We start from the raw sequence: 19,813 nt of genomic DNA, 5'->3' as shown, positions 1-19,813 counted from the left end.
AGGACCACACCATGGCATTGACCTTGTACCCGGCCATCGACCTGAAGGCCGGCCAGGTGGTGCGGCTGAAGCGCGGCGACATGGCGCAGGCCACCATCTACAACGCGGACCCCGCGGCGCAGGCCGCGGATTTCGCCCGCGCCGGCTTCGCCTGGGTGCATGTGGTGGACCTCGACGGCGCCTTCGCCGGCAAGCCGGCCAATGCGGCGGCGGTCACCGCCATCATCGCCGCAGTGCCGGGGCTTTCGGTGCAGTTGGGCGGCGGCATCCGGGACATGGCGACGGCGGAGGCCTGGCTCGCCGCCGGCGTCACCCGCATCATCCTGGGCTCGGCGGCAGTGAAGGACCCGGATTTCGCCCGTGCCGCCTGCCGCGCCTTCCCCGGGCGCGTGGCGCTCGGCATCGATGCGCGGGATGGGTTCGTGGCGACGGAAGGCTGGGCCGAGACCAGCAGCACCACCGCCACCGACCTCGCCACCAGCTTCGCCGATAGCGGTGCCTGCGCCATCATCTACACGGACATCGCCCGCGACGGCATGCTGACCGGCGTGAATGTGACGGCGACGGCGGCCCTGGCCCGCGCCGTGCCGATCCCGGTGATCGCCTCGGGCGGCGTCGCTTCCACCGATGACATCGTGGCGCTGAAGGCGGATGGCGTGGTGGCCGGCGCCATTCTCGGGCGCGCGCTGTATGATGGCCGCGTGGACCCGGCGGCGGCGCTGCAACTGGCGGCTTAGCCCGTGCTGGTCACGGCGCTGGAGCTGGCCTGGGCGGCCTGCGCGGTGCTCTCCGCCTGGTTCGGCATTCGCCTCGGCCTGCGGCTGCTGCGGCGGCAGGCGCCCTGGACGGGCGATGCGGGGCCGTCGGCACTGCTGCGGAACCGCGACATGCAGGGCCTGATCGGCTTCGGCCTGGCGGCCTGGCTGCTGGCCGAGGCGCTGCACCGCATCAAGGTGACTTGACCGCAACGCCCTCCCGCCGCAATCAGCCCCCTCGCGCCGCGCATCCTGCTGGGCCGGTGCGGCTAGCGACATGTCGGGATTTTGTCCCCCGTCCCCCCTCCGGAGTTGTGCCGGTGCTGGCCCTGCGTGTGATCCCCTGCCTGGACGTGAAGGACGGCCGTGTCGTCAAGGGCGTCAATTTCCTCGAACTGCGCGATGCGGGCGACCCCGTGGAGCAGGCGCGGATCTATGACCGGGAAGGTGCCGATGAGGTCACCTTCCTCGATATCGGCGCCTCGCATGAGGGGCGGGATACCATCCTCGACGTCGTCTCCCGCACCGCGGCGCAGGTCTTCATCCCGCTGACCGTCGGCGGCGGCGTCCGCAGCGTGGAAGATATGCGCCGCCTGCTTCTGGCCGGTGCCGACAAGATCTCCATCAATTCCTCCGCCGTCGCGGACCCGGCGCTGGTCACCCGCGGTGCGGAGGCCTTCGGCAGCCAGGCGATCGTCGTCGCCGTCGATGCGCGCGGTGACGGCAAGGGCGGCTGGGAGGTCTTCACCCATGGCGGCCGCCGCGGCACCGGCATCGATGCGGTGGCCTGGTGCCAGCAGGCGGAAGCGCGCGGCGCGGGGGAGATCCTGCTGACCTCGATGGACCGTGACGGCACCCGCGCGGGCTTCGACCTGACACTGCTGCGCGCGGTGCGGGCCGCCATCAGGCTGCCCATCGTCGCTTCCGGCGGGGTGGGGGAGGCGCAGCATTTCGTCGATGGCGCAGAGGCCGGGGCAACCGGCCTGCTGGCAGCCAGCGTGTTCCATTACGGCCAGATGCGGATTGGCGAGGCAAAGGCGGCACTGGAAGCCGCCGGCCTGCCGGTGCGCCCGCTGGCGGAGTCCATCTGATGGCCAAGACAGTGAAGCGGCAGCCGTCGCGACCCGCGCCGAAGGGCGTCAAGAAGCCCGCGCCGAAGGGCGCCGGGAAGTCCACCCCGAAAGGCGCCAAGAAGCCCGCGCCGAAGGGCGCCGGGAAGCCCACGCCGAAAGGCGCCAAGCCGAAGGATGCCGAGGCCAAGCTCGCGAAGCTGAAGGTGGCCAAGGTCAAGCCGGCGCCGAAGGCGGAGAAGGCGCGGCGCAAATCCGACCGGCTTGCCGCCAGCCTGCCGCTGCCTGGTTCCATCCCCGCGCCGCAGATGCTGGCCAAGCCCCGCGCATTGGCCGCCGGCGCCGGCGCGATGGAGCCATTCCGGGTGGCGGGCGCCGAGGCTGCTATCCTCGATGCGCTGTGGCGGACGGTGGAGGCCCGCCGCGCCGCCGGTGATATCGCCATCTCCCACTCCGCCCGGCTGCTGGCGCGCGGCACCGCCAAGGTGGCGCAGAAGCTGGGGGAGGAGGCGGTGGAATGCGTCATCGAGGCGACGCTGGGCAACCGCGCCGCCACCGTGCTGGAAAGCGCCGACCTGCTGTATCACCTGGTCGTCGTCTGGGTGGATGCGGGCATCGCGCCGGAGGAAGTCTGGGCCGAGCTCGCCCGCCGCCAGGGCATTTCCGGCATCGCGGAGAAGGCGGCGCGGCCGAAGGCGCTGGTCCGCGCGGCGAACACCACCAAGCTGCCCTGAGCCGCTACCGCACCAGCTCGCGGATATCGTTGTCGCGCCAGGCCGCGGGCAGGCTGCGTTGGGGGCAGAAGCGGGCGGCACGGACCTGGCCGTCCGGGCTGGTCCGGCGGAAGCTGGTGCGGCTGGTGACCTCATAGATCACCGTCTCGGCCTCATCCTCCCCACCGCGGCCCAATTCGCGGCAAGCCTGGGTGACGCTGTAGCGGTCCGGGCCAGCGGCGGTGACGGTGCGGAATTCGCAGAAATCGCGCGCCCCGCCGATGCCGTTGCGCCGCAGCAGCAAGAGCGTGGCGTTGGAAGCGCGGCCGCAGGCCGTCTCGGCGCTGACATAGAAGCCGCGCTGCAGCGGCAGGCCGCCGGCAGGTGCCGGGGCCGGGGCCTGCGACTGTCCCTGCGACTGTCCCTGCGACCGGGCCTTGTCGCCGCCTTCGGTGACGGCCGGCTTGCCCTGCGCGAGGGCGGCGGGGGCTGCGAGCAAGGCAATGCCCAAAATGATCCATCGCGACATGGCGGCAGCCTTCGGAAGGGTAGACGCAACCTATCCGGTGGCGGCACCGCACCGCACCTCACGTCCTGGCGCGCGAGCCGCTTGCGCCCGCGCCCGCGCCTCGCCAGAACAGGGCAAACGCGCCTCGGGAGCCTGACGGAAATGCCTGTGACCGGCCTGCCGCCCTACGACCCCGCCAACATCTTCGCCCGCATCCTGCGCCGGGAAATCCCGGCCAAGCTGGTGCATGAGGATGACTTCGCGCTGGCTTTCCACGACATCAACCCGCAGGCGCCGGTACATGTGCTGGTGATCCCGAAGGGCGCTTATGTCAGCCAGGCGGATTTCGCCTCCCAGGCCAGCGACGCCGAGATTGCCGGCTTCTGGCGTGCCGTCGCCACGGTGGCCAAGGCGTTGGGGCTGGAGGCGCCCGGCTATCGCACCTTGTCCAACATGGGCCGGGATGCCGGGCAGGAGGTGCCGCATTTCCATGTGCATATCTTCGGCGGCAAGCCGCTCGGCCGCATGGTCGTGGTGGACTGAGGCATGAGCGAGGAGGCTCGGGCGGCACTGGCCGCGGTCGGCAGCTTGCCCGAGGCGGAAATCGATATCGCCGCCGCGGCGCTGCAACTCGCCCGGATCGACGCGCCGGAGCTCGACTGGCGGGCCGGCGCCGAACACCTGACGGCCCTGGCGCGGGAGGCGGTGCAGGCGGCGGCGGCGGACCGCAAGGCCGATGCCGGCGATGCCGCCCGTCGCCGTGCCGTGCTGGCGGAGGTGATCCACGGCCGCTTCGGCTACGGCGGCGATGGCGAGACCTATGACGATTTGGCCAATGCCAATCTGCTGCGGGTGATGGAACGCCGCCGCGGCCTGCCCGTGGCACTCGGCATCCTGTGGCTGCACGCGGCGGAAGCGGCGGGGTGGGAGGCGCATGGCGTGGATTTCCCCGGCCATTTCCTGGTGGCGCTGGCCGGGCGCGGCAAGGTGGTGGTGGATGTCTTCGTCGGCGGCCAGGCGATGGAGGCGCGGGAGCTGCGCGCCACGCTGAAACGCTTCGCAGGCGACCAGGCCGAGCTCGGCCCGGCCACATTGGCGCCGATGGACAAGCGCGCGGTGCTGCTGCGGCTACAGAACAACATCAAGGTGCGCCGCCTGCGCGACGGCGACCTGGCCGGCGCGGTGGCGTGCACGGAGGACATGCTCCGCATCGCACCCGATGCCGCGCCACTGTGGCGGGAGGCCGGGCTGATGCACCAGCGCCTGGACCGCATCGGCGCCGCCATCACGGCGCTGGAGCGCTTCCTGGTGCTGGCGCCGGAGGGCCTGCAGGCCATCCGCGTGCGCGGGCTGCTGGAGGAGCTGCGCCAGCGGCTGAACTGAATCGCGTCAGTTGGTGGCGGGGGCGCAGCTGGTGAACTGGACGCGCAGCGTCGTGTTGTCCCGGGTGGAGCCGCCCGGCGTCATGGTCTGGATCGAGGCCTGCGCGCCAGCCGGGATCACGCCGGAGCTGATCGTGGTGGATTTCCGGCTGTTGTTGCCGGACAGCTCCACATTGGCGGTGATGCGCACCGGGGCCTGGCCCTCATTGCGGACGGTCAGGAAGATATTGTTGAGCCCCAGGCTGCCGGTATGCGTCGCCATCGGGGTCCGCAGGCGGCAGCCATTCATGGTGTTGCCGGAGGACAGCAGGGTCGGACCCTGCCAGGTATAGGCCTGGGCCTGGGCCATCTGCGGGGCCAGGGTGGCGAAGCTGCCGAACACCAGGGCGGTCATCATCGACTTGCACATCGTCTGCTCTCTCTTTCGGCGTTGTCAGGGGTGGTTTGGCTGCACAACATGTCCCGGAACGATGCGGCAGTCGACGTAGCCGTTTCAATGCCGACGATAGGCGGTGCCTTGGCCGCCGCCGGCCCGGGAAGGCCGAAGGGCGCTTCCGCGCAGATGCGGGGTTCAGGCCTGGTCGTGGGCGGCCCGCAGATCGGCCACGAAGGCGGCAAAACCATCCGCCTGGGCCTGCGGGTCCGGCAACCGCAGCAGGTAGCTGGGATGGATGGTGGCGAAGACCGGCTGGCCGCCGAGTGCCGACACCACCTGCCCGCGGGTCTTCAGCACCGGCAGCTTCTTCCCTGTCAGCGCGGTGAGTGCGGAGGCGCCCAGCGAGACCACCAGGCGCGGCGCGACCGCCGCGACCTCCCGCGCCAGGAAGGGGCGGTAATAGGTGATGTCGCCGGCATCGGGCGACTGGTGGATGCGGCGCTTGCCGGTGGGGGTGAATTTGAAGTGCTTCACTGCATTGGTCAGATAGGCCTCGCGCCGATCGACCCCCGCCTGCGCCAGGGCGCGGTCCAGCAGCCTTCCGGCGGGGCCGACGAAGGGGCGGCCGGCGATATCCTCCTCATCCCCCGGCTGTTCGCCGACGAACATCAGGCGGGCGCCCAGCGGGCCTTCGCCGAAGACGGGCTGAGTCGCGCGGGCGGCGAAATCCGGCAGGTCGGGGCGGGAGAGCAACTCGTCCCGCAGCGCAGCCAGGGCCAAAGCGGGATCGGCGGGGGGGGCGATCGGTGCCGGCATGTCCCGGGCAATCTGGGGCGGCGCCGAAAGATGCCGGGGGGATTGCGGGCGCGGGTTGGGCGCGGCGGCGGCGCGTTCCATCATCTCCGCAACCCGGCGCGGGGCCTCGGCCATCAGGCGCGAAATCTCCGCCGCTTCGGGCAGGTTGCGCCAGTATTTGCGCGGCATTTCGGCCCGCATGGCACCGGGCTTAAGGCGGGCGGGGTTGAAGATGCTGGCGTAGTAGGCGCGCCAGAGGGGTTCCATCGCATCATCCGGCGGCACATCGGCCCGGCGCCCGCCAGGGCCGAATTCCAGCGCCGTGCCGTCCCAGGCCACGGAGCGCCGCGGCGTGACGATGGACCAGCGCAGCGCGGCGAAGCGGCGGACGAAGAAATCGGCCTCCGCTTCCTCGATGTGGTGGTCCGGTTCGAACCAGGCGATGTGGCGTGGGCCGTCCTCCGCCTGCACCTCCCGGAACCGGACGAAGGCGTGCATCTTGTGCGCGTCGCGCCGGACCGCCTTGGCCAGGGCGGACAGACGGATCACCGCCGGGTCCGTCGCCGCCTGCATCAAATGGCGCTCGCCATGGACCAGGCGCCAGAGCAGGCCATACAGCAGGGCGAACCGTTCCGGGTCGCTGTGGCGGATGGCGATCTCCGCCTGGTCGAGGAAGGCGCGCGGCACGCTGAAGGGGGCTGTTGAGGGCGGCGGTGCGGGCGCTTCTGCCAGCAGCCCGGGCAACTCGCCGGCCACCACCCATTCGGCCTGTTCCGGGCGGATATCCGCGGCCACCAGCCCGCGTGCTGCCTGCCGCCAGGCGGTGAAATCGGCAGGGCCGGGCAGCGTCACCGCCACCCCCTGCCGCGGGGCCAGGGCCGGCATCAGAACAGCGACATCTGGATGGACCGCGCTGCGGCTGCGAAGGCTGTGGCGGGCAGCAGCTTGTGGCGCAGCGCCGTCCCATCCAGCCCACGCGGCACATGGTCCGCCAGCACCACGAAGGGCAGCACCTTCGCCAGGCTGACGCGCAACCGGGCCAGGTCCGCCGCCCGCAGCCTGGTGTGGCGCCGCGCCGCGATCAGCCGGTCCACCGTCTTCGCGCCCAGGCCGGGCACGCGCAGCAGCGCCTCCCTGGGCGCGGTGTTCAGGTCCACCGGGAAATCCTGGCGCGATTGCAGCGCCCAGGCGGTTTTCGGGTCCAGTTCGAGGTCCAGCATGCCGCCCTGGCCGCCGGCCATGATCTCCGCCTGCGAGAAGCCGTAGAAGCGCAGCAGCCAATCCGCCTGGTACAGCCGGTGTTCCCGCACCAGCGGCGGCGCCACCGGCGGCAACAGGCGGGAGGCTTCGGGAATCGGCGAATAGGCGGAGTAATAGACCCGCCGCATCCGGTAGCCGGCGTAGAGGTCCGTCGCCGTGCCGAGGATGGCGCCATCATCCGCGCCATCGGCACCGACGATCATCTGAGTGCTCTGCCCCGCCGGTGCAAATTTCTGCGGCCTGGCGCGCCGGGCGGTCTTCGCCTCATCCTGTGCGCCCTCGATCCGCATCCGCAGCCCGGCCATGGCGTGGCGAATCCGTCGGAAATCCTTCTCGGGGGCGAGGGATTCCAGGCCGGCGACGGTGGGCAGTTCCATGTTGATGGACAGCCGGTCGGCATAGAGCCCGGCTTCCGCCAGCAATTCCGGCGCCGCGTCCGGGATGGTCTTCAGGTGGATATAGCCGCGAAACCCGTGCTCCAGCCGCAGCACGCGCGCCACCCGCACCACCTGTTCCATCGTGTAGTCCGGCGACCGGATGATGCCGGAGGACAGGAACAGCCCCTCGATCGTGTTGCGCCGGTAGAAGCCGAGGGTGAGCTGCACCACCTCCTCCACCGTGAAGCGGGCGCGCGGCGTGTTGGAGGAAGCGCGATTGATGCAATAGGCGCAGTCGAAGACGCAGGCATTGGTCAGCAGCAGCTTGAGCAGGGAGATGCAGCGCCCATCCGGCGCATAGGCATGGCAGATGCCGCTGCCCTCCGTGCTGCCCAGCCCGCCCTTCAGGCTGTTGCGCTTGGAGGTCCCGGAGGAGGCGCAGGAGGCATCGTACTTCGCCGCATCGGCCAGGATCTCAAGCTTGCGGAGCAACTCCATCGGGCGGGGTATCCTGATCAGATAGGGTTCATGTTATGTTCCCCACCGCAATCCGCAAGCCCTGGCTACATCGCGGGTTTGTGATGCCGCGACGGGGAACTGTGGGAGGGTTACGCTGTCCGCCCGGCGCGGCAGGCGCCAATATCCGGAAATGTCTCACCCTCCGGATCGCCCCGAGGTCGAAGCTGTGCCGCGGTCGGGTGGTGCGCGCAACCTCGCCTCCATCCTGACGGCGCTGCGGCACCTGGCGGTGGAGGCGCTGGATTCCGGCCATCCGCTGGCGGCCGCGCAGATCGCCGGCACGGCGGACCGGCTGGAAGCCCAGGCCTGGCCGCTGCCGCCGCGGCCCGATTATGTGGCGCGCTGAGTCTCGGCAGCCGCCGCACTGATGCGCTGCTGCATCGCCAGCAAGGGGCGGTTATCCGCCAGGCTGTAGAGGAAGGCGTTTTCGGCGAAGGCATCGCGCAGATAATGCCCGCTCGGGTGCGGGCAGCCGGCATAGGTCAGCCGCAGGAACTGCACCAGCAGCAGCGACCGCACCATATGCACGCCCACCAGGTTCCGCAGCAGGATGGTCGATTCCATCTCCCGCTCCAGATGCGTCATCAGGTTCACGGCGGTGAACCAGGGGCCATGGCGCAGCAGGCGGATGCGGTCCGGGTACAGCAGCAGATGCCCGCCCATGCCATGCAGCCGGGCGAGCGGTGCCGCCTCGCCCGGCGCCTCCGTCATGCCTCAGCTCCCGAGCGGCGCGACCTGGCAGGCCAGGCTGCCGCGCCCGGCCCATTCGCCGACCAGCAGGCCGCCGGCGGCAGGCACCGGCAGCATGCCGGTCTGGCTGCCGAGCGTGATGACCTCCCCGGCCCGGGGCAGATGGCCGATGGCGAGGCAGCGGTCGCGCCAGGCGGCCAGCAGCTCGGCCAGTGGCACGGCGCCATGCGGGCCGGCATGGCGCGCGACCTCGATGCCGTCCACGGTCAGGCGCATTTCCAGGGTCTCGATATCCGCCCAGCTCCAGGCGCCGGTGGCGGGGCCGAAGGCGCTGCTGCCGTTGGTGACGCAGTCGGCCAGCTTGTCCAGGTCACTGGCCTGGCGGTGGTCGATGAAGCGGCTTTCGCAGAATTCAAACAGGATGACGGCATCGGCCATCGCCGGCAGGTCCGCCGGTTGCAGCGCCGCCAGCTGGCTGGCGTCCAGCCCCTGGCGCAGTTGCAGCGCCACTTCCAGCTCCATCGCGCAGCCGACCGGCAGATGCAGCGTGGCGTCGGTGGCGGGCGCAACCGTGGCGCCGGGCAGCGGGCACGCGATGGCCTGGCCGCGGGTGCGGCCCACCTTCCAGCCGGCGATGGTCCAGCCCAGTGCCGCATAGGTGGCGAGCTGCATCGCCTCCGCTTCCGCGATGCTGGTGGGGGCGAGGCCTTCCGGCAGGCCTGGGCAGGGTTCGCGGCGACCACGGCGGATATCCGCCAGCAGCGCGGCGGCGCCGGTGATGCGGGAATCGGGGTTGGCGTCGGTCTGGAACATCCTGGCTCTCCTGCCCCGCGGCGTGGTCGCGGACGATGGGGCGGAGGGTAGAGCCAGGCGGGCTGTCCTGCCCATATGCCGAAGGTCAACTAGACCGGGCTGCCGTTCCACACCGGGAAACTGCCGCTGGCGACCGGCAGGCCGGGGCGGCGCCAGGCGGCGCGCCAGGCGACCTGGTCGAAGACCATGCCCATATGGACGAACTGCCCGGCCTCGGTCACCTCGATCTCGGCGACCGCGGCGCGCAGGGCCGGGGCGATCTGCTCCATCGCATGCGCGACCAGGTCTTCCCGCGGCACGCCGAGGATGCTGCCGGCCTCGATCGGCAGCGGGCCGAAGGGGAACGTGCCCAGCGGGACATGGCCGGAGGGGACGGCGAAATCGAAGGGCATGGGAAGGCTCCTCTGGGTTCGGGAAGCCGCTGGCCCCTTCTGGGGCGGAGGGTGGCGGTTCTGGCCACTGGCTCGGCCTCCATTAAGCGCACCGAGGATTGAGACGAGGTTAATGCCGGCAGGCCTTTCCGCGTCCCCCTCGATGGGCCATCTGCAAGGGCATGAAACGTCGCCTCATCCTTTCCGCCGGCCTCGCCGCGCCCTTCCTGGCCGTGGGCAGCGCGCATGCCCAATCCACCGACCGCGCGGCGGTGCAGCGGGTGGAGGCCTATCTCAACAGCCTGCGGACCCTGCGGGCGCGCTTCCTGCAGGTGGCGCAGAATGGCGCCTCGGCCCAGGGCACGGCGCTGATCAGTCGGCCGGGCCGCATGCGGTTCGACTACGACCCGCCCGAGCCGCTGCTGCTGGTCGCCTCCGGCGGGCAGGTGCTGATGTATGACCGGGAATTGCGCCAGCCTACCGCGGTGCCGGCCTCCTCCACCCCGCTCGGCCTGCTGCTGACCCCGGAAATCCGGCTGTCCGGCGACATCACCGTGGTCGGCACGGAGCGCACCGGCGGCTTCCTGCGCATCGGCCTGCACCGGACGGGCGCGCGGGCGGAGGGGGTTCTGACACTCGCTTTCGCCGAACAGCCGATGGAATTGCGGCAATGGACCGTGCTGGACGCGCAGGCGCGGGAAACGCGGGTGACGCTGTATGAGGTGGAAACCGGGATCGCGCTGGCCAACCGCCTGTTCGACTTCAACGATCCGCGCTTCCTGGAGGCGGAGAGCACAAGGCGCTGAGCAGGTTTCCGCTGGCCTTTCGACGGGCGGCATGCCATAGGGCCGCCCGGGTCTGCCCGGAGTTCGGGATGACCTTCGCTGCGATGGCAGCGGATGCTTTCGCGGACCAGCCGCGCCCGGATGGGGCGATGACGGCGCCTCCGGCCACATGGGCGGCCCTATTCGCGCCGTCCCCATCGCGCCGTGCCCCTCGGGGACAGGTCGCGGTGGGACCCATGCCGCCCGAGTCGCCGCGCATCCCCGGGGGCCCGGCTACTCTCAGTCCCTTGGGCATCCGCCTTCGTCGCGTTCCGGGCACCCGCGCGTTCCGCGCCGGGTGGCCATTCGCTGTGGCCCTGCATCCGGCAGGGTCAAGAAGGACGATCCATGTTCGACAAGTATTTCCGCAAGGACATCTCCTGGGGCGGCCAGCTTCTGACGCTGGAGACCGGCAAGATCGCCCGGCAGGCGGATGGCGCGGTGATGGCGCGCCTCGGCGACACCATCGTGCTCTGCACCGTGGTCGGCGCCCGCAGCGCCAAGCCGGGCCAGGACTTCTTCCCGCTGACGGTGAACTACCAGGAAAAGGCCTTCGCCGCCGGCAAGATCCCGGGCGGCTTCTTCAAGCGTGAAGGCCGGCCGAACGAGAATGAGACCCTGGTCTCCCGCCTGATCGACCGGCCGATCCGCCCGCTGTTCCCGGACGGCTTCCGCAATGAGGTCCAGGTGGTCGCGACCGTGCTGTCGCACGACATGGAGAATAACCCGGACATCGTGGCGCTGGTTGGCTGCTCCGCCGCGCTGACGCTGTCCGGCATTCCCTTCTTCGGCCCGATCGCCGGCGCGCGCGTGGCCTGGATCGATGGCGGCTACGTGCTGAACCCGACGCTGGCCCAGGTGCAGCAGAGCCAGCTCGACCTGGTCGTCGCCGGCACCGCCGAGGGCGTGCTGATGGTGGAATCGGAAGCGCATGAGCTGTCCGAGGAAATCATGCTCGGCGCCGTGGAATTCGGCCACAAGTCGTTCCAGGCGGTGATCCAGGGGATCATCGAGCTGGCCGAGGTGGCCGCCAAGGAGCCCTGGCCGCTGTCCGAGGAATCGGATGCCCAGAAGACGCTGAAGGCCCGCATCGCGGAGCTCGGCCGGGCGCCGATGGCCGAAGCCTACAAGACCATGGAGAAGCAGGCGCGCCAGAGCCAGGTCGGCGCGGTGAAGAAGAACGTGGTCGCGGCGCTGGAGGCCGAGGGGCTGGATGTGGGCGCCGCCAAGGGCCTGCTGAAGGAGCTGGAGGCGGATGTGGTCCGCAACTCCATCCTCGACACCGGCCTGCGCATCGATGGCCGCGACACCAAGACCGTGCGGCCCATCGTGGCCGAGGTCGGCGTGCTCCCGCGCGCGCATGGTTCCTCCCTGTTCACCCGCGGCGAGACCCAGGCGCTGTGCGTGGCCACGCTCGGCACCGGCCAGGATGAGCAGATCATCGACGCGCTGGCGGGCGAATCCCGCGAGAACTTCATGCTGCACTACAACTTCCCCCCCTACAGCGTCGGCGAGACCGGCCGCATGGGCTCCCCCGGCCGCCGCGAGATCGGCCATGGCAAGCTCGCCTGGCGCGCCTTGCATCCGCTGCTGCCGGAGAAGGAGAAGTTCCCCTACACGATGCGCGTGGTCTCCGAGATCACGGAGTCCAACGGCTCCTCCTCCATGGCCACCGTCTGCGGCACCTCGCTCGCGCTGATGGATGCGGGCGCGCCGCTGAAGCGCCCCTGCGCCGGCATCGCCATGGGTCTGATCAAGGAAGACCGCGGCTTCGCCGTGCTGTCCGACATCCTGGGCGACGAGGATTTCCTCGGCGACATGGACTTCAAGGTGGCCGGGTCCGAGCTGGGCATCACCGCCCTGCAGATGGACATCAAGATCACCTCCATCACCTTCGACATCATGAAGCAGGCCCTCGCCCAGGCGAAGGACGGCCGCATGCATATCCTGGGTGAGATGGCGAAGGGCCTGTCCGGCGCCCGCGGCGATGTCGCGGCCTCCGCACCGCGCATCACCGTCATCAACATCAACAAGGACAAGATCCGCGACGTGATCGGCTCCGGCGGCAAGGTGATCCGCGAGATCACGGAGCAGACCGGCACCAAGATCGACATCGACGATGACGGCACCATCAAGGTGGCGGCGACGACGGTGGAGGCGGCCCAGAAGGCCATCGACCGGATCATGGGCATCGTCGCGGAGCCGGAGATCGGCAAGATCTACAACGGCAAGGTGGTGAAGACGGCCGAATTCGGCGCCTTCGTGAACTTCCTCGGCGCCAAGGACGGCCTGGTCCACATCTCCGAACTGCAGAATGAGCGCGTCCAGAAGACCAGCGACGTGGTCAAGGACGGCGATGCGGTGAAGGTGAAGGTCATCGGCTTCGACGATCGCGGCAAGGTCAAGCTCTCGATGCGCGTGGTCGACCAGGCGACCGGCGCCGACATCTCCGAACAGGTCGGCGCCCGCCGGCCGCGTGAGGATGGTGAAGGCGGTGGTGGCGGTGGCGAGCGCGCACCGCGCGGTGACCGTCCGCCGCGCCGCGACGGCGAGCGCAGCTTCCGCCCGCGGCGCGAGGAGGGCTGACCCTCGCGCTGCGAGGAAGCCTGAACTCCAAGTAATCCGCAGGGGGACCCCTCCCCCTGCGGCAATTTACACGCCATATCGCGATCACGCGCGCATCCAGGCGTGCGGGACGAACCTAGAAATTGCCCGGAGCCTGAATCCTTGAAGGCCATCAATCCGATCCGCATGGGTGGCGTGGACGTTCTTCCGCTGGTGGAAGGCGGCAAGGGCGTTGCCGTCTCGAATGGTGCGACCTGTGGCGGCTGGGCCTCCGGCGGCGGCGTCGGCACCTTCTCTGCCGTGAACGCCGACAGCTACGACCAGGATGGCAACCTCATCCGCCAGACCTATTCCGGCCGCACCCGCCGCGAGCGGCATGAGGAGCTGGTCGCCTACGGCATCGCCGGCGGCATCGCCCAGGCGAAGGAAGCGCATGAACGCTCCGGCGGCGTCGGCCGCATCCACGCCAACATCCTGTGGGAGATGGGCGGGGCGGAGCGTGTGGCGCGGGGCATGCTGGAAGGCGCCAAGGGCCTGATCCACGGCATCACCTGCGGCGCCGGCATGCCCTATCGCCTGGCGGATATCGCCCGCGATTACGGGGTGCACTACTACCCCATCATTTCCTCCTCCCGCGCCTTCTCCGCGCTGTGGAAGCGCGCCTATTCCAAGACACGGGAATGGCTGGGCGGCGTGGTGTATGAGGACCCCTGGCTGGCCGGCGGCCATAACGGCCTGTCCAATTCCGAGGACCCGAAGAAGCCGGAGGATCCCTTCCCCCGCGTGCTGAAGCTGCGCCAGCAGATGCGCGAATTCGGCCTGGGCGACGTGCCGATCATCATGGCCGGTGGCGTCTGGTGGCTGGAGGAGTGGGAGGACTGGATCGACAATCCCGATCTCGGCCCGATCGCCTTCCAGTTCGGCACCCGCCCGCTGCTGACCCAGGAAAGCCCGATTAGCGAGGCCTGGAAGCAGCGCCTGATGACGCTGCAGCCGGGCGATGTCTCGCTGCAGCCCTTCTCCCCCACCGGCTTCTATTCCAGCGCCATCCGCAATGAATTCCTGCGCGAGCTGGAAGACCGGAATGAACGCCAGGTGGCCTTCACCGGCGAACCGGTGGGCGACCATGTCGCCGATTATGGCGTCGGCCCGCGCAAGCGGCTGGTCTACCTGACCGCGCATGACCGTACTCGGGTGCAGGGCTGGGAAGCGGCCGGCTTCACCGAAGCCATGCGCACCCCGGACAACACGCTGATCTTCGTGACGCCTGAGAATGCGCGGGAGATCCTGAAGGACCAGATCGACTGCATGGGCTGTCTCAGCCATTGCCGCTTCTCGAACTGGACGCATACGGAGCCGGATTTCTCCACCGGCAAGAAGGCGGACCCGCGCAGCTTCTGCATCCAGAAGACGCTGCAGGACGTGGCACATGACGGCGCGCTGCATCGCAACCTGATGTTCGCCGGCCACAACGCCTATCGCTTCGGCAGCGACCCCTTCTATTCGAACGGCTTCGTGCCGACGGCGAAGCAGCTGGTCGAACGGATCATGACCGGACGCTGAAACCCGCAGGGCGCGTGCGTTGCGCGCCCTTCACGTGCCGCCCCTGACGACGGTATCCTGCCGCAAGTTTCGGGAAGGCTATCCCTCGTCATGCGAAACCTGCTGCATGCCACCGATCGAGATCGGCTGATCGCCCATCTCCGCAGCACCCTGCTGCGGGAGGTGACGGTGGGTGGGCGCCGCTTCATGGCGCTGGCGGAAGGCGCCGGGGCGGACGGGGGCGCCTTCTGTGCCATGCCGGCCAATGCCCAGGCCGCGGAATTGCTGGCCCAGCCGGAAATCCGGGACGCCGACCCGGCCTTTGCCGATGGTGTGCTGGACTTCGTAATGGCCATGGCCGATGCGCCGCTGCCGTGCCGCCGGGCCACCGTGGGTGGCATCGAGTTGCTGCGCGACGATCCCCGCGATTTCGAGATCCTGACCCCGTTCCACCGCTTCACCGGCGACCTGTCGGCCGGGCTGGTGCGCCAGCAACCGCGCGGCGATGCCAGCGCCCCGCTGCTGCACACCGGCAACCTGGCCGAATTCCGCCTCGGCCGGTACCGCAACGGCGTGGATGTGGAGGACAGCATCCAGGATTGCGCCATTCTCCGGCGCGGCGGCAGTCTGGTGCTGCGCCATGAAAGCCGCATCACCGGCAAGGCCGGTTGGCTGCGCCCGCGCCAGGTGGAAGCCGGCACGCTGCGCTACGACTATGAGATCATCGCCGGATCGCCGGTGCTGCGGCTGACCGTGACCTTCACGGCCGCGGCCGGCCAGCGCCTGTCCCGCCTGCGCATCAGCACCGCGGTGGATCAGCTCGGCACGGCGGGGCTGGAGATGGCGGAAGGCCGCCTGGGCAGCCCCGCGGCCTGGCGCGACTTCGCCGCGCCGCAGGCCGCCGGCCTGTCCCTGTGGGCGGAGGCCACGCCGGTGCCGCATGTCGCGATCGGCCTGGCCGGCTGGCCGCAGGGCGCGCCGGCTCTGCATATCCGCCCGCAGGCGCCGGAGCGGGTGATGAGCGTGAAGGCCATCGCCGCGCGCCCGGCGGCCCTGCATTGGCTGATCCTGCGCCACGGCCCGGCCACCCTGGCGCCCGGCGCGACGCTGGTGGTGCGGGAGGACCGGCTGCTGGCCGCCGGCATGGTGGCGGAGGATGCCGCGCGGATGATGGGCGCCGTGGCCGAATCCGTCTCGGGGCTGGACCTGGACCCGTTGCCGCCGCAGGGCGTCGCGCTGAACGCGGTGGCGACCCACCTTCTGTTCGCCGCGCGCCGATCCTACAACGTGATTTTGCCGGCGGAGCGGCAGGCGGCGCTGGAGAACTGGTTCGACCGCCAGATGGCCGCGCTGTTGGCCGGGGCACCAAGCGTGGCGGATCTGGCCTGGGCCATTCTGGCGGCCGATACGCGGCTGCGCGCCGGCGCCGCGGCGCCGGTCGAGGCGCTGGTGCCCCGCCTGCTGGCCTTGCAGGGTGCGCAGGGCGCCTTCCCCGGCGACCTCGCCGGCCATGCCATGGCGCTGCTGGCCCTGGCGCGGGCACTGGCGAAAGGCGACCCGCTGCTGCTGGCCGGCCCGATCGGCAGGGCCTTGGCGGCGGTGAAGCCCGGCCCGGCGGAGCTGCGCGAGGCCGGGCGGATGGTGGTGGTGGAGGGGCTGGTGCTGCAGGGCGGCACCCCCGGTCTGTTGCGCGGCCATGCGGAGGCGTTGAGCCTGGTGGCGCGCGCCGCCGGCACCCTGGCGCTGGTGGCGGAACAGCGGCCGGAGGCGCTGCCGGCGGAGGTGGCGGAGCAGGCCCGGACGCTGCACCGCCAGGCGGTGGCGCTGCTCCGCACCCTGGTGCGCCCGCGCGGCGCGGCGCTGGAGGTGGTGCCCTCCCCGCTCGGCGGCGCGACCCATCCGGCGGCGCAGGCCGCGGTGGCGTTGGCGCTGATGGCGCCGGATACGACGATCCTGCGGCTGCCGGTTCGGGCATGAGGGCTGCCGCCTTTGTCCTGGCCGCGCTGCTGGCGCTGGCGGGCTGCGCCGCGCCGGTCCGGCCCGCGCCGCCGCTGTCCCAGCCCCTGGTCTATCCGCCCGCAGCGGCAGACCGCGTGGTGCGGCTGGCGCTGGGCGAATGGCATGACTGGGGCAGCGTGGTGCGGGATGCCTGGCCGGATGCGCCGGACAATGCAGCGGAGGCCGCGCCGGCCGAGTCCCATCCGGCGAATTTCCCGCGCGTGCTGGCCTACTGGCGCGCAGTGGAGAATGACGAGGGCGCCATCCGCGCCAACCGCCCGATCTACGCCGCGGCGCTGTCCGGCATGACCAGCACATCCCTATGGTCGGAACCCGCTTGGTCGGCGGCCTTCATCTCCTGGGTGTTCCGCTCGGCCGGGGTGGATGCGCGGGAGTTTCCGCCGAACGCCACGCATTCCCTGTACCTGGATGCGCTGATCGCCGATGCCGACGCCTTCCCCGCCACCGCGCCCTTCCGGCCGCATGCGCCGGGCGATTACGCGCCGCGCACGGGCGACCTGGTGTGCTTCGACCGCAGCCGCGCCAGGCTGGCCCATTGGTCCGAACGGCGGGCCGAGGCCGGCATCGCGCGGCCGATGCATTGCGACATCGTCACCGGCGTGGCACCCGGGGCAGTGGAGGTGGTCGGCGGCAATGTCGGCGATACCGTGATGCTCACCCGCTACCCGGCCGATGCCGCCGGGCGTCTGGCCGAGGCCCCGCCGGGCCGGGCGCCCATCCTGATGGTCCTGGAAAGCCGCCTTGGCCGCCTGCCGCCTTTCGCACCCTGAACGGGATTTTTGCCAAGATGACTGATCTGTTCTCCCCGCTGACCATCCGTGGCGTGACGCTTGCCAACCGCATCGGCATTTCGCCGATGTGCCAGTATTGCTGCGACGATGATGGCCGCCCGACCGACTGGCACATGGCGCATCTGCTGCAACGCGCCCTCGGCGGCGCCGGGATGGTGATGGTGGAGGCCACCGCCGTGCTGCCGGAGGGCCGCATCACCCCCGGCGATGTCGGGCTGTGGGAGGATGCGCAGATCCCGTCCCATGCGCGCCTGGCCGCCGCCATCGCCCATGCCGGCTCGGTGCCCGCGATCCAGATCGGCCATGCCGGCCGCAAGGCCAGCCGCGCCCCGGCCTGGGTGGATGAGCCGGCAAGCCCGGGCTGGGAGATCGTCTCCGCCAGCAACCTGCCGATGGGCCATTTCGCCGCGCCGCGCCCGATGAGCGAGGCCGAGATCCTGGACCTGCCCGCCGCCTTCGCCGCCACCGCGAAGCGCGCGATCGCCGCCGGCTACAAGCTGATCGAGCTGCATGGCGCGCATGGCTACCTCCTGCACCAGTTCCTCTCGCCCATCAGCAACACCCGCAACGACCGCTGGGGCGGCGATTTCGAGGGCCGCACCCGGCTGCCGCTGGCCATCGCCCAGGCGGTGCGTGAAGCGGTGGGGGAGGAGGTGCCGCTGTTCCTCCGCATCTCCCACACCGACTGGATCGAGGGCGGCTGGACCACGGCGGAAAGCATCGAGTTGTCGAAGCGCATGTCGGCACTCGGCATCGACGTGATCGACGTCTCCTCCGGCGGCATCGACCCGGCGCAGAAGATCGTGCTCGGCCCGGGCTACCAGGTGCCGGGGGCAGAGGCGGTGAAGCAGGGCGCCGGCGTGATGGTGGCGGCCGTCGGCCTGATCACGGAGCCGGAGCAGGCGCAGGCGATCATCACGGAGGGCCGCGCGGACCTGGTGCTGCTGGCGCGCGCCACGCTGCGTGACCCCTATTGGCCGATGCGCGCCGCGGTGGCGCTGGGCCGGGTGGATGCCATCCGCACCCCGCCGCAATACGACCGCGCCTGGGGCAGCATCGCACGCATGGCGATGCGGGTGGAAACCGGTGCCCCGATGCCCCCGCTGGGCTGACCGACCCTCCCCCGCTTGCCGGGACGGTCTGGTGGGGCGGCGGCGGATGCGCGCCCCCTTTCAGGCGCTGCCCAGGCTCCAGCTTTCGGTCAGCCAGGGCGCCAGGCGTTCCGGGTCCAGCTCCAGCCCGATGCCCGGCCCTTCCGGCAGTGCGATCATCCCCGCCGCATCCAGCTCTGGCGAGCCGAGCAGCGTCAGCAGCGGGTTGGGCGTGGCGTCGTATTCGATGAAGGGGTAGGGCGCCGGGCCGCCGCCGCGCCGGGTGGGTAGCAACGCGGCCATCTGCAGGGCGGCATGGTAGTTCACCAGCGTGCCGAAGACATGCGGCATCACCGGCAGGTCATAGGCATCGGCCAGCGCGGCGACGCGGCGGAGGCCGGTGAAGCCGCCACAGACCGTCAGGTCCGGTTGCAGGACGGAGAAGGTGCGGGCGGCGAGGAAATCCCGGAAGGCGGCGAGGCTGGCCAGCGCCTCCCCACCCGCGATGGCGCAGGGCACGGCGCGGGCGACGGTCTGGTAGCCGGGGATATCTTCCGGCTGCAGCGGCTCCTCGATCCAGAGCAGCCCGGCTTCCTCCATCCGCCGCGCGGATTCGATGGCCGAGCCGACGCCGTAGCCCTGGTTGATGTCCACCATCAGCGCGACATCCTCTCCCACCTGCCGGCGCATCGCCTTCGTCATCACGCCGTCGGCGCGCGGGTCGAAGCCGGCGCGGGGCTTGAGGGCGCGGAAGCCGCGGCGCAGCAGGGCGTCCACCTGTTCCGGGTAGGCGCCGTAGGGCGCGGGGCCCTCGGCGATGAAGGGGCCGCTGGCATAGGCCAGCAGCCGCGTCCGCAGCGCACCGCCCAACATCTGCGCCACGCTGATGCCCTGCACGCGCGCAGCCGCATCATGCAGCGCCATGTCGAGCGCGGAGGCCGCCATCATCGCCGGGCCGCGCCGGTCATAGCCCAGCGTGCCGAGCATGGCGTGATACAGCCGCCCATAATCCTGCACGTTCTGGCCCAGCACCAGCGGCGCCAGCTTGGTCTTGATGAGCGCCGCCGCGGCGAAGGGGGAGGCGAAGACCTCGCCCCAGCCGACCACGCCGGACTCCGTCACCACGCGCAGCAGCAGGAAGTCGCGCCGGCGGATGAAGGTGGAGGCGTTGCCGATGGCGGGCGTCGGGCTGAAGCCCGCGTGGAAGCCCTGGATGCTGGCGATCTTCATGCGTTTCCCCGGCGTATTCTGCGGTGTCGCGCCGGGGCCGAAGGCTACGTCAGCGGGCGCCATCGCGATGCTGGATGGGCGGGTGGCGGAGGAGGGGCGCGCGGGGTGACGCGCGCCCAGGA

General features: G+C 70.7%; 22 protein-coding genes. 14 read left to right on the top strand and 8 right to left on the bottom strand.

The genetic code is table 11. From position 1 onward, the window contains the following. Positions 1 to 11: 11 nt before the first annotated feature. The 4 genes from hisA to ACFHNC_RS00455 all read left to right on the top strand — a co-directional run bounded on the left by hisA (position 12) and on the right by ACFHNC_RS00455 (position 2,559). Positions 12 to 737, top strand: a complete 726-nt coding sequence (hisA, locus tag ACFHNC_RS00470; protein ID WP_437167231.1) for a 1-(5-phosphoribosyl)-5-[(5-phosphoribosylamino)methylideneamino]imidazole-4-carboxamide isomerase — start codon at positions 12 to 14, stop codon at positions 735 to 737. 3 nt (positions 738 to 740) lie between these two features. Beyond that, the gene (locus ACFHNC_RS00465; RefSeq protein ID WP_437167230.1) at positions 741 to 962 is read left to right on the top strand and encodes a hypothetical protein; all 222 of its coding nucleotides are present in this window, start codon (positions 741 to 743) and stop codon (positions 960 to 962) included. Between the two features lie 113 nt (positions 963 to 1,075). Next, positions 1,076 to 1,846 (top strand): imidazole glycerol phosphate synthase subunit HisF, encoded by a 771-nt coding sequence (gene hisF / locus ACFHNC_RS00460; protein ID WP_437167229.1) that lies wholly within the window; start codon positions 1,076 to 1,078, stop codon positions 1,844 to 1,846. Continuing rightward, a complete protein-coding gene (locus tag ACFHNC_RS00455) occupies positions 1,846 to 2,559 on the top strand; it encodes a phosphoribosyl-ATP diphosphatase (protein WP_437167228.1) in 714 nt (237 codons plus the stop codon). The genes hisF and ACFHNC_RS00455 overlap by 1 nt, the downstream gene beginning before the upstream one ends. A gap of 4 nt (positions 2,560 to 2,563) precedes the next feature. Here the strand turns inward: ACFHNC_RS00455 and ACFHNC_RS00450 are convergent, their stop codons facing one another. Further along, positions 2,564 to 3,067: a hypothetical protein gene (locus ACFHNC_RS00450; RefSeq protein ID WP_437167227.1), complete on the bottom strand. Its 504-nt coding sequence runs from the start codon at positions 3,065 to 3,067 to the stop codon at positions 2,564 to 2,566. Between the two features lie 141 nt (positions 3,068 to 3,208). Between ACFHNC_RS00450 and ACFHNC_RS00445 the strand changes: the two genes are divergently transcribed. Then, the gene (locus ACFHNC_RS00445; RefSeq protein WP_437167226.1) at positions 3,209 to 3,589 is read left to right on the top strand and encodes a histidine triad nucleotide-binding protein; all 381 of its coding nucleotides are present in this window, start codon (positions 3,209 to 3,211) and stop codon (positions 3,587 to 3,589) included. A gap of 3 nt (positions 3,590 to 3,592) precedes the next feature. Continuing rightward, positions 3,593 to 4,429, top strand: a complete 837-nt coding sequence (locus ACFHNC_RS00440; RefSeq protein ID WP_437167225.1) for a SirB1 family protein — start codon at positions 3,593 to 3,595, stop codon at positions 4,427 to 4,429. A 6-nt stretch (positions 4,430 to 4,435) separates the two neighbouring features. Here the strand turns inward: ACFHNC_RS00440 and ACFHNC_RS00435 are convergent, their stop codons facing one another. The 3 genes from ACFHNC_RS00435 to ACFHNC_RS00425 all read right to left on the bottom strand — a co-directional run bounded on the left by ACFHNC_RS00435 (position 4,436) and on the right by ACFHNC_RS00425 (position 7,734). Continuing rightward, the gene (locus tag ACFHNC_RS00435; protein WP_437167224.1) at positions 4,436 to 4,825 is read right to left on the bottom strand and encodes a hypothetical protein; all 390 of its coding nucleotides are present in this window, start codon (positions 4,823 to 4,825) and stop codon (positions 4,436 to 4,438) included. A gap of 174 nt (positions 4,826 to 4,999) precedes the next feature. Then, positions 5,000 to 6,484: a UdgX family uracil-DNA binding protein gene (locus tag ACFHNC_RS00430; protein ID WP_437167223.1), complete on the bottom strand. Its 1,485-nt coding sequence runs from the start codon at positions 6,482 to 6,484 to the stop codon at positions 5,000 to 5,002. Continuing rightward, positions 6,484 to 7,734, bottom strand: coding sequence for a putative DNA modification/repair radical SAM protein (locus tag ACFHNC_RS00425; RefSeq protein ID WP_437167222.1), 1,251 nt, complete (start codon positions 7,732 to 7,734; stop codon positions 6,484 to 6,486). Before ACFHNC_RS00425 ends, ACFHNC_RS00430 begins: the two co-directional genes overlap by 1 nt. Positions 7,735 to 7,885: 151 nt before the next feature. On the opposite strand from ACFHNC_RS00425, the gene ACFHNC_RS00420 reads away from it, so the two are divergent. Continuing rightward, positions 7,886 to 8,101 carry a hypothetical protein gene (locus ACFHNC_RS00420; protein WP_437167221.1) on the top strand — a complete coding sequence of 72 codons (216 nt, stop codon included), beginning with the start codon at positions 7,886 to 7,888 and terminating at the stop codon, positions 8,099 to 8,101. On the opposite strand, the gene ACFHNC_RS00415 is transcribed toward ACFHNC_RS00420, so the two are convergent. The 3 genes from ACFHNC_RS00415 to ACFHNC_RS00405 form a co-directional block, all read right to left on the bottom strand. After that, positions 8,086 to 8,466 carry a hypothetical protein gene (locus ACFHNC_RS00415; protein WP_437167220.1) on the bottom strand — a complete coding sequence of 127 codons (381 nt, stop codon included), beginning with the start codon at positions 8,464 to 8,466 and terminating at the stop codon, positions 8,086 to 8,088. The genes ACFHNC_RS00420 and ACFHNC_RS00415 overlap by 16 nt on opposite strands. 3 nt (positions 8,467 to 8,469) lie before the next feature. Further along, a complete protein-coding gene (locus tag ACFHNC_RS00410) occupies positions 8,470 to 9,258 on the bottom strand; it encodes a hypothetical protein (protein WP_437167219.1) in 789 nt (262 codons plus the stop codon). Between the two features lie 89 nt (positions 9,259 to 9,347). Next, positions 9,348 to 9,650 (bottom strand): hypothetical protein, encoded by a 303-nt coding sequence (locus ACFHNC_RS00405; protein WP_437167218.1) that lies wholly within the window; start codon positions 9,648 to 9,650, stop codon positions 9,348 to 9,350. Between the two features lie 161 nt (positions 9,651 to 9,811). Here ACFHNC_RS00405 and ACFHNC_RS00400 point away from each other — a divergent pair, with 161 nt between their 5' ends. The 6 genes from ACFHNC_RS00400 to ACFHNC_RS00375 all read left to right on the top strand — a co-directional run bounded on the left by ACFHNC_RS00400 (position 9,812) and on the right by ACFHNC_RS00375 (position 18,482). Further along, entirely contained in the window at positions 9,812 to 10,435 is a 624-nt protein-coding gene (locus ACFHNC_RS00400; protein ID WP_437167217.1) for a LolA family protein, read from the top strand. Positions 10,436 to 10,801: 366 nt separating this feature from the next. Continuing rightward, positions 10,802 to 13,039, top strand: a complete 2,238-nt coding sequence (gene pnp, locus ACFHNC_RS00395; protein WP_437167216.1) for a polyribonucleotide nucleotidyltransferase — start codon at positions 10,802 to 10,804, stop codon at positions 13,037 to 13,039. A gap of 141 nt (positions 13,040 to 13,180) precedes the next feature. Beyond that, entirely contained in the window at positions 13,181 to 14,581 is a 1,401-nt protein-coding gene (locus ACFHNC_RS00390; RefSeq protein WP_437167215.1) for an NAD(P)H-dependent flavin oxidoreductase, read from the top strand. A 90-nt stretch (positions 14,582 to 14,671) separates the two neighbouring features. Next, positions 14,672 to 16,537, top strand: a complete 1,866-nt coding sequence (locus tag ACFHNC_RS00385) for a hypothetical protein (RefSeq protein WP_437167214.1) — start codon at positions 14,672 to 14,674, stop codon at positions 16,535 to 16,537. Next, complete coding sequence (locus ACFHNC_RS00380; RefSeq protein ID WP_437167213.1) at positions 16,534 to 17,349, top strand: DUF2272 domain-containing protein; 816 nt, start codon at positions 16,534 to 16,536, stop codon at positions 17,347 to 17,349. Before ACFHNC_RS00385 ends, ACFHNC_RS00380 begins: the two co-directional genes overlap by 4 nt. 17 nt (positions 17,350 to 17,366) lie before the next feature. Next, entirely contained in the window at positions 17,367 to 18,482 is a 1,116-nt protein-coding gene (locus tag ACFHNC_RS00375; RefSeq protein ID WP_437167212.1) for an NADH:flavin oxidoreductase/NADH oxidase, read from the top strand. Positions 18,483 to 18,542: 60 nt separating this feature from the next. On the opposite strand, the gene ACFHNC_RS00370 is transcribed toward ACFHNC_RS00375, so the two are convergent. Continuing rightward, a complete protein-coding gene (locus ACFHNC_RS00370; protein WP_437167211.1) occupies positions 18,543 to 19,691 on the bottom strand; it encodes a mandelate racemase/muconate lactonizing enzyme family protein in 1,149 nt (382 codons plus the stop codon). On the opposite strand from ACFHNC_RS00370, the gene ACFHNC_RS00365 reads away from it, so the two are divergent. Next, positions 19,675 to 19,800, top strand: a complete 126-nt coding sequence (locus ACFHNC_RS00365; RefSeq protein ID WP_437167210.1) for a hypothetical protein — start codon at positions 19,675 to 19,677, stop codon at positions 19,798 to 19,800. The genes ACFHNC_RS00370 and ACFHNC_RS00365 overlap by 17 nt on opposite strands. Positions 19,801 to 19,813 lie beyond the last annotated feature (13 nt).

The sequence above is a fragment of the Falsiroseomonas sp. E2-1-a4 genome (assembly GCF_051433165.1).
In the GTDB taxonomy this organism is placed as follows: domain Bacteria; phylum Pseudomonadota; class Alphaproteobacteria; order Acetobacterales; family Acetobacteraceae; genus Falsiroseomonas.
This window is presented reverse-complemented; position numbering and strand designations above follow the sequence as displayed.

Bases quoted from the DNA above. Each gene is read 5' to 3' on its own strand.
- ACFHNC_RS00455 (WP_437167228.1), top strand. From the start codon at position 1,846: ATGGCCAAGACAGTGAAGCGGCAGCCGTCGCGACCCGCGCCGAAGGGC.
- ACFHNC_RS00405 (WP_437167218.1), bottom strand. From the start codon at position 9,650: ATGCCCTTCGATTTCGCCGTCCCCTCCGGCCATGTCCCGCTGGGCACG.
- ACFHNC_RS00440 (WP_437167225.1), top strand. From the start codon at position 3,593: ATGAGCGAGGAGGCTCGGGCGGCACTGGCCGCGGTCGGCAGCTTGCCC.
- ACFHNC_RS00385 (WP_437167214.1), top strand. From the start codon at position 14,672: ATGCGAAACCTGCTGCATGCCACCGATCGAGATCGGCTGATCGCCCAT.
- ACFHNC_RS00380 (WP_437167213.1), top strand. From the start codon at position 16,534: ATGAGGGCTGCCGCCTTTGTCCTGGCCGCGCTGCTGGCGCTGGCGGGC.
- hisA (WP_437167231.1), top strand. From the start codon at position 12: ATGGCATTGACCTTGTACCCGGCCATCGACCTGAAGGCCGGCCAGGTG.
- pnp (WP_437167216.1), top strand. From the start codon at position 10,802: ATGTTCGACAAGTATTTCCGCAAGGACATCTCCTGGGGCGGCCAGCTT.
- ACFHNC_RS00415 (WP_437167220.1), bottom strand. From the start codon at position 8,466: ATGACGGAGGCGCCGGGCGAGGCGGCACCGCTCGCCCGGCTGCATGGC.
- ACFHNC_RS00445 (WP_437167226.1), top strand. From the start codon at position 3,209: ATGCCTGTGACCGGCCTGCCGCCCTACGACCCCGCCAACATCTTCGCC.
- ACFHNC_RS00435 (WP_437167224.1), bottom strand. From the start codon at position 4,825: ATGATGACCGCCCTGGTGTTCGGCAGCTTCGCCACCCTGGCCCCGCAG.
- ACFHNC_RS00365 (WP_437167210.1), top strand. From the start codon at position 19,675: ATGCTGGCGATCTTCATGCGTTTCCCCGGCGTATTCTGCGGTGTCGCG.
- ACFHNC_RS00375 (WP_437167212.1), top strand. From the start codon at position 17,367: ATGACTGATCTGTTCTCCCCGCTGACCATCCGTGGCGTGACGCTTGCC.
- ACFHNC_RS00410 (WP_437167219.1), bottom strand. From the start codon at position 9,258: ATGTTCCAGACCGACGCCAACCCCGATTCCCGCATCACCGGCGCCGCC.
- ACFHNC_RS00430 (WP_437167223.1), bottom strand. From the start codon at position 6,484: ATGCCGGCCCTGGCCCCGCGGCAGGGGGTGGCGGTGACGCTGCCCGGC.
- ACFHNC_RS00370 (WP_437167211.1), bottom strand. From the start codon at position 19,691: ATGAAGATCGCCAGCATCCAGGGCTTCCACGCGGGCTTCAGCCCGACG.
- ACFHNC_RS00450 (WP_437167227.1), bottom strand. From the start codon at position 3,067: ATGTCGCGATGGATCATTTTGGGCATTGCCTTGCTCGCAGCCCCCGCC.
- ACFHNC_RS00425 (WP_437167222.1), bottom strand. From the start codon at position 7,734: ATGGAGTTGCTCCGCAAGCTTGAGATCCTGGCCGATGCGGCGAAGTAC.
- ACFHNC_RS00400 (WP_437167217.1), top strand. From the start codon at position 9,812: ATGAAACGTCGCCTCATCCTTTCCGCCGGCCTCGCCGCGCCCTTCCTG.
- ACFHNC_RS00420 (WP_437167221.1), top strand. From the start codon at position 7,886: ATGTCTCACCCTCCGGATCGCCCCGAGGTCGAAGCTGTGCCGCGGTCG.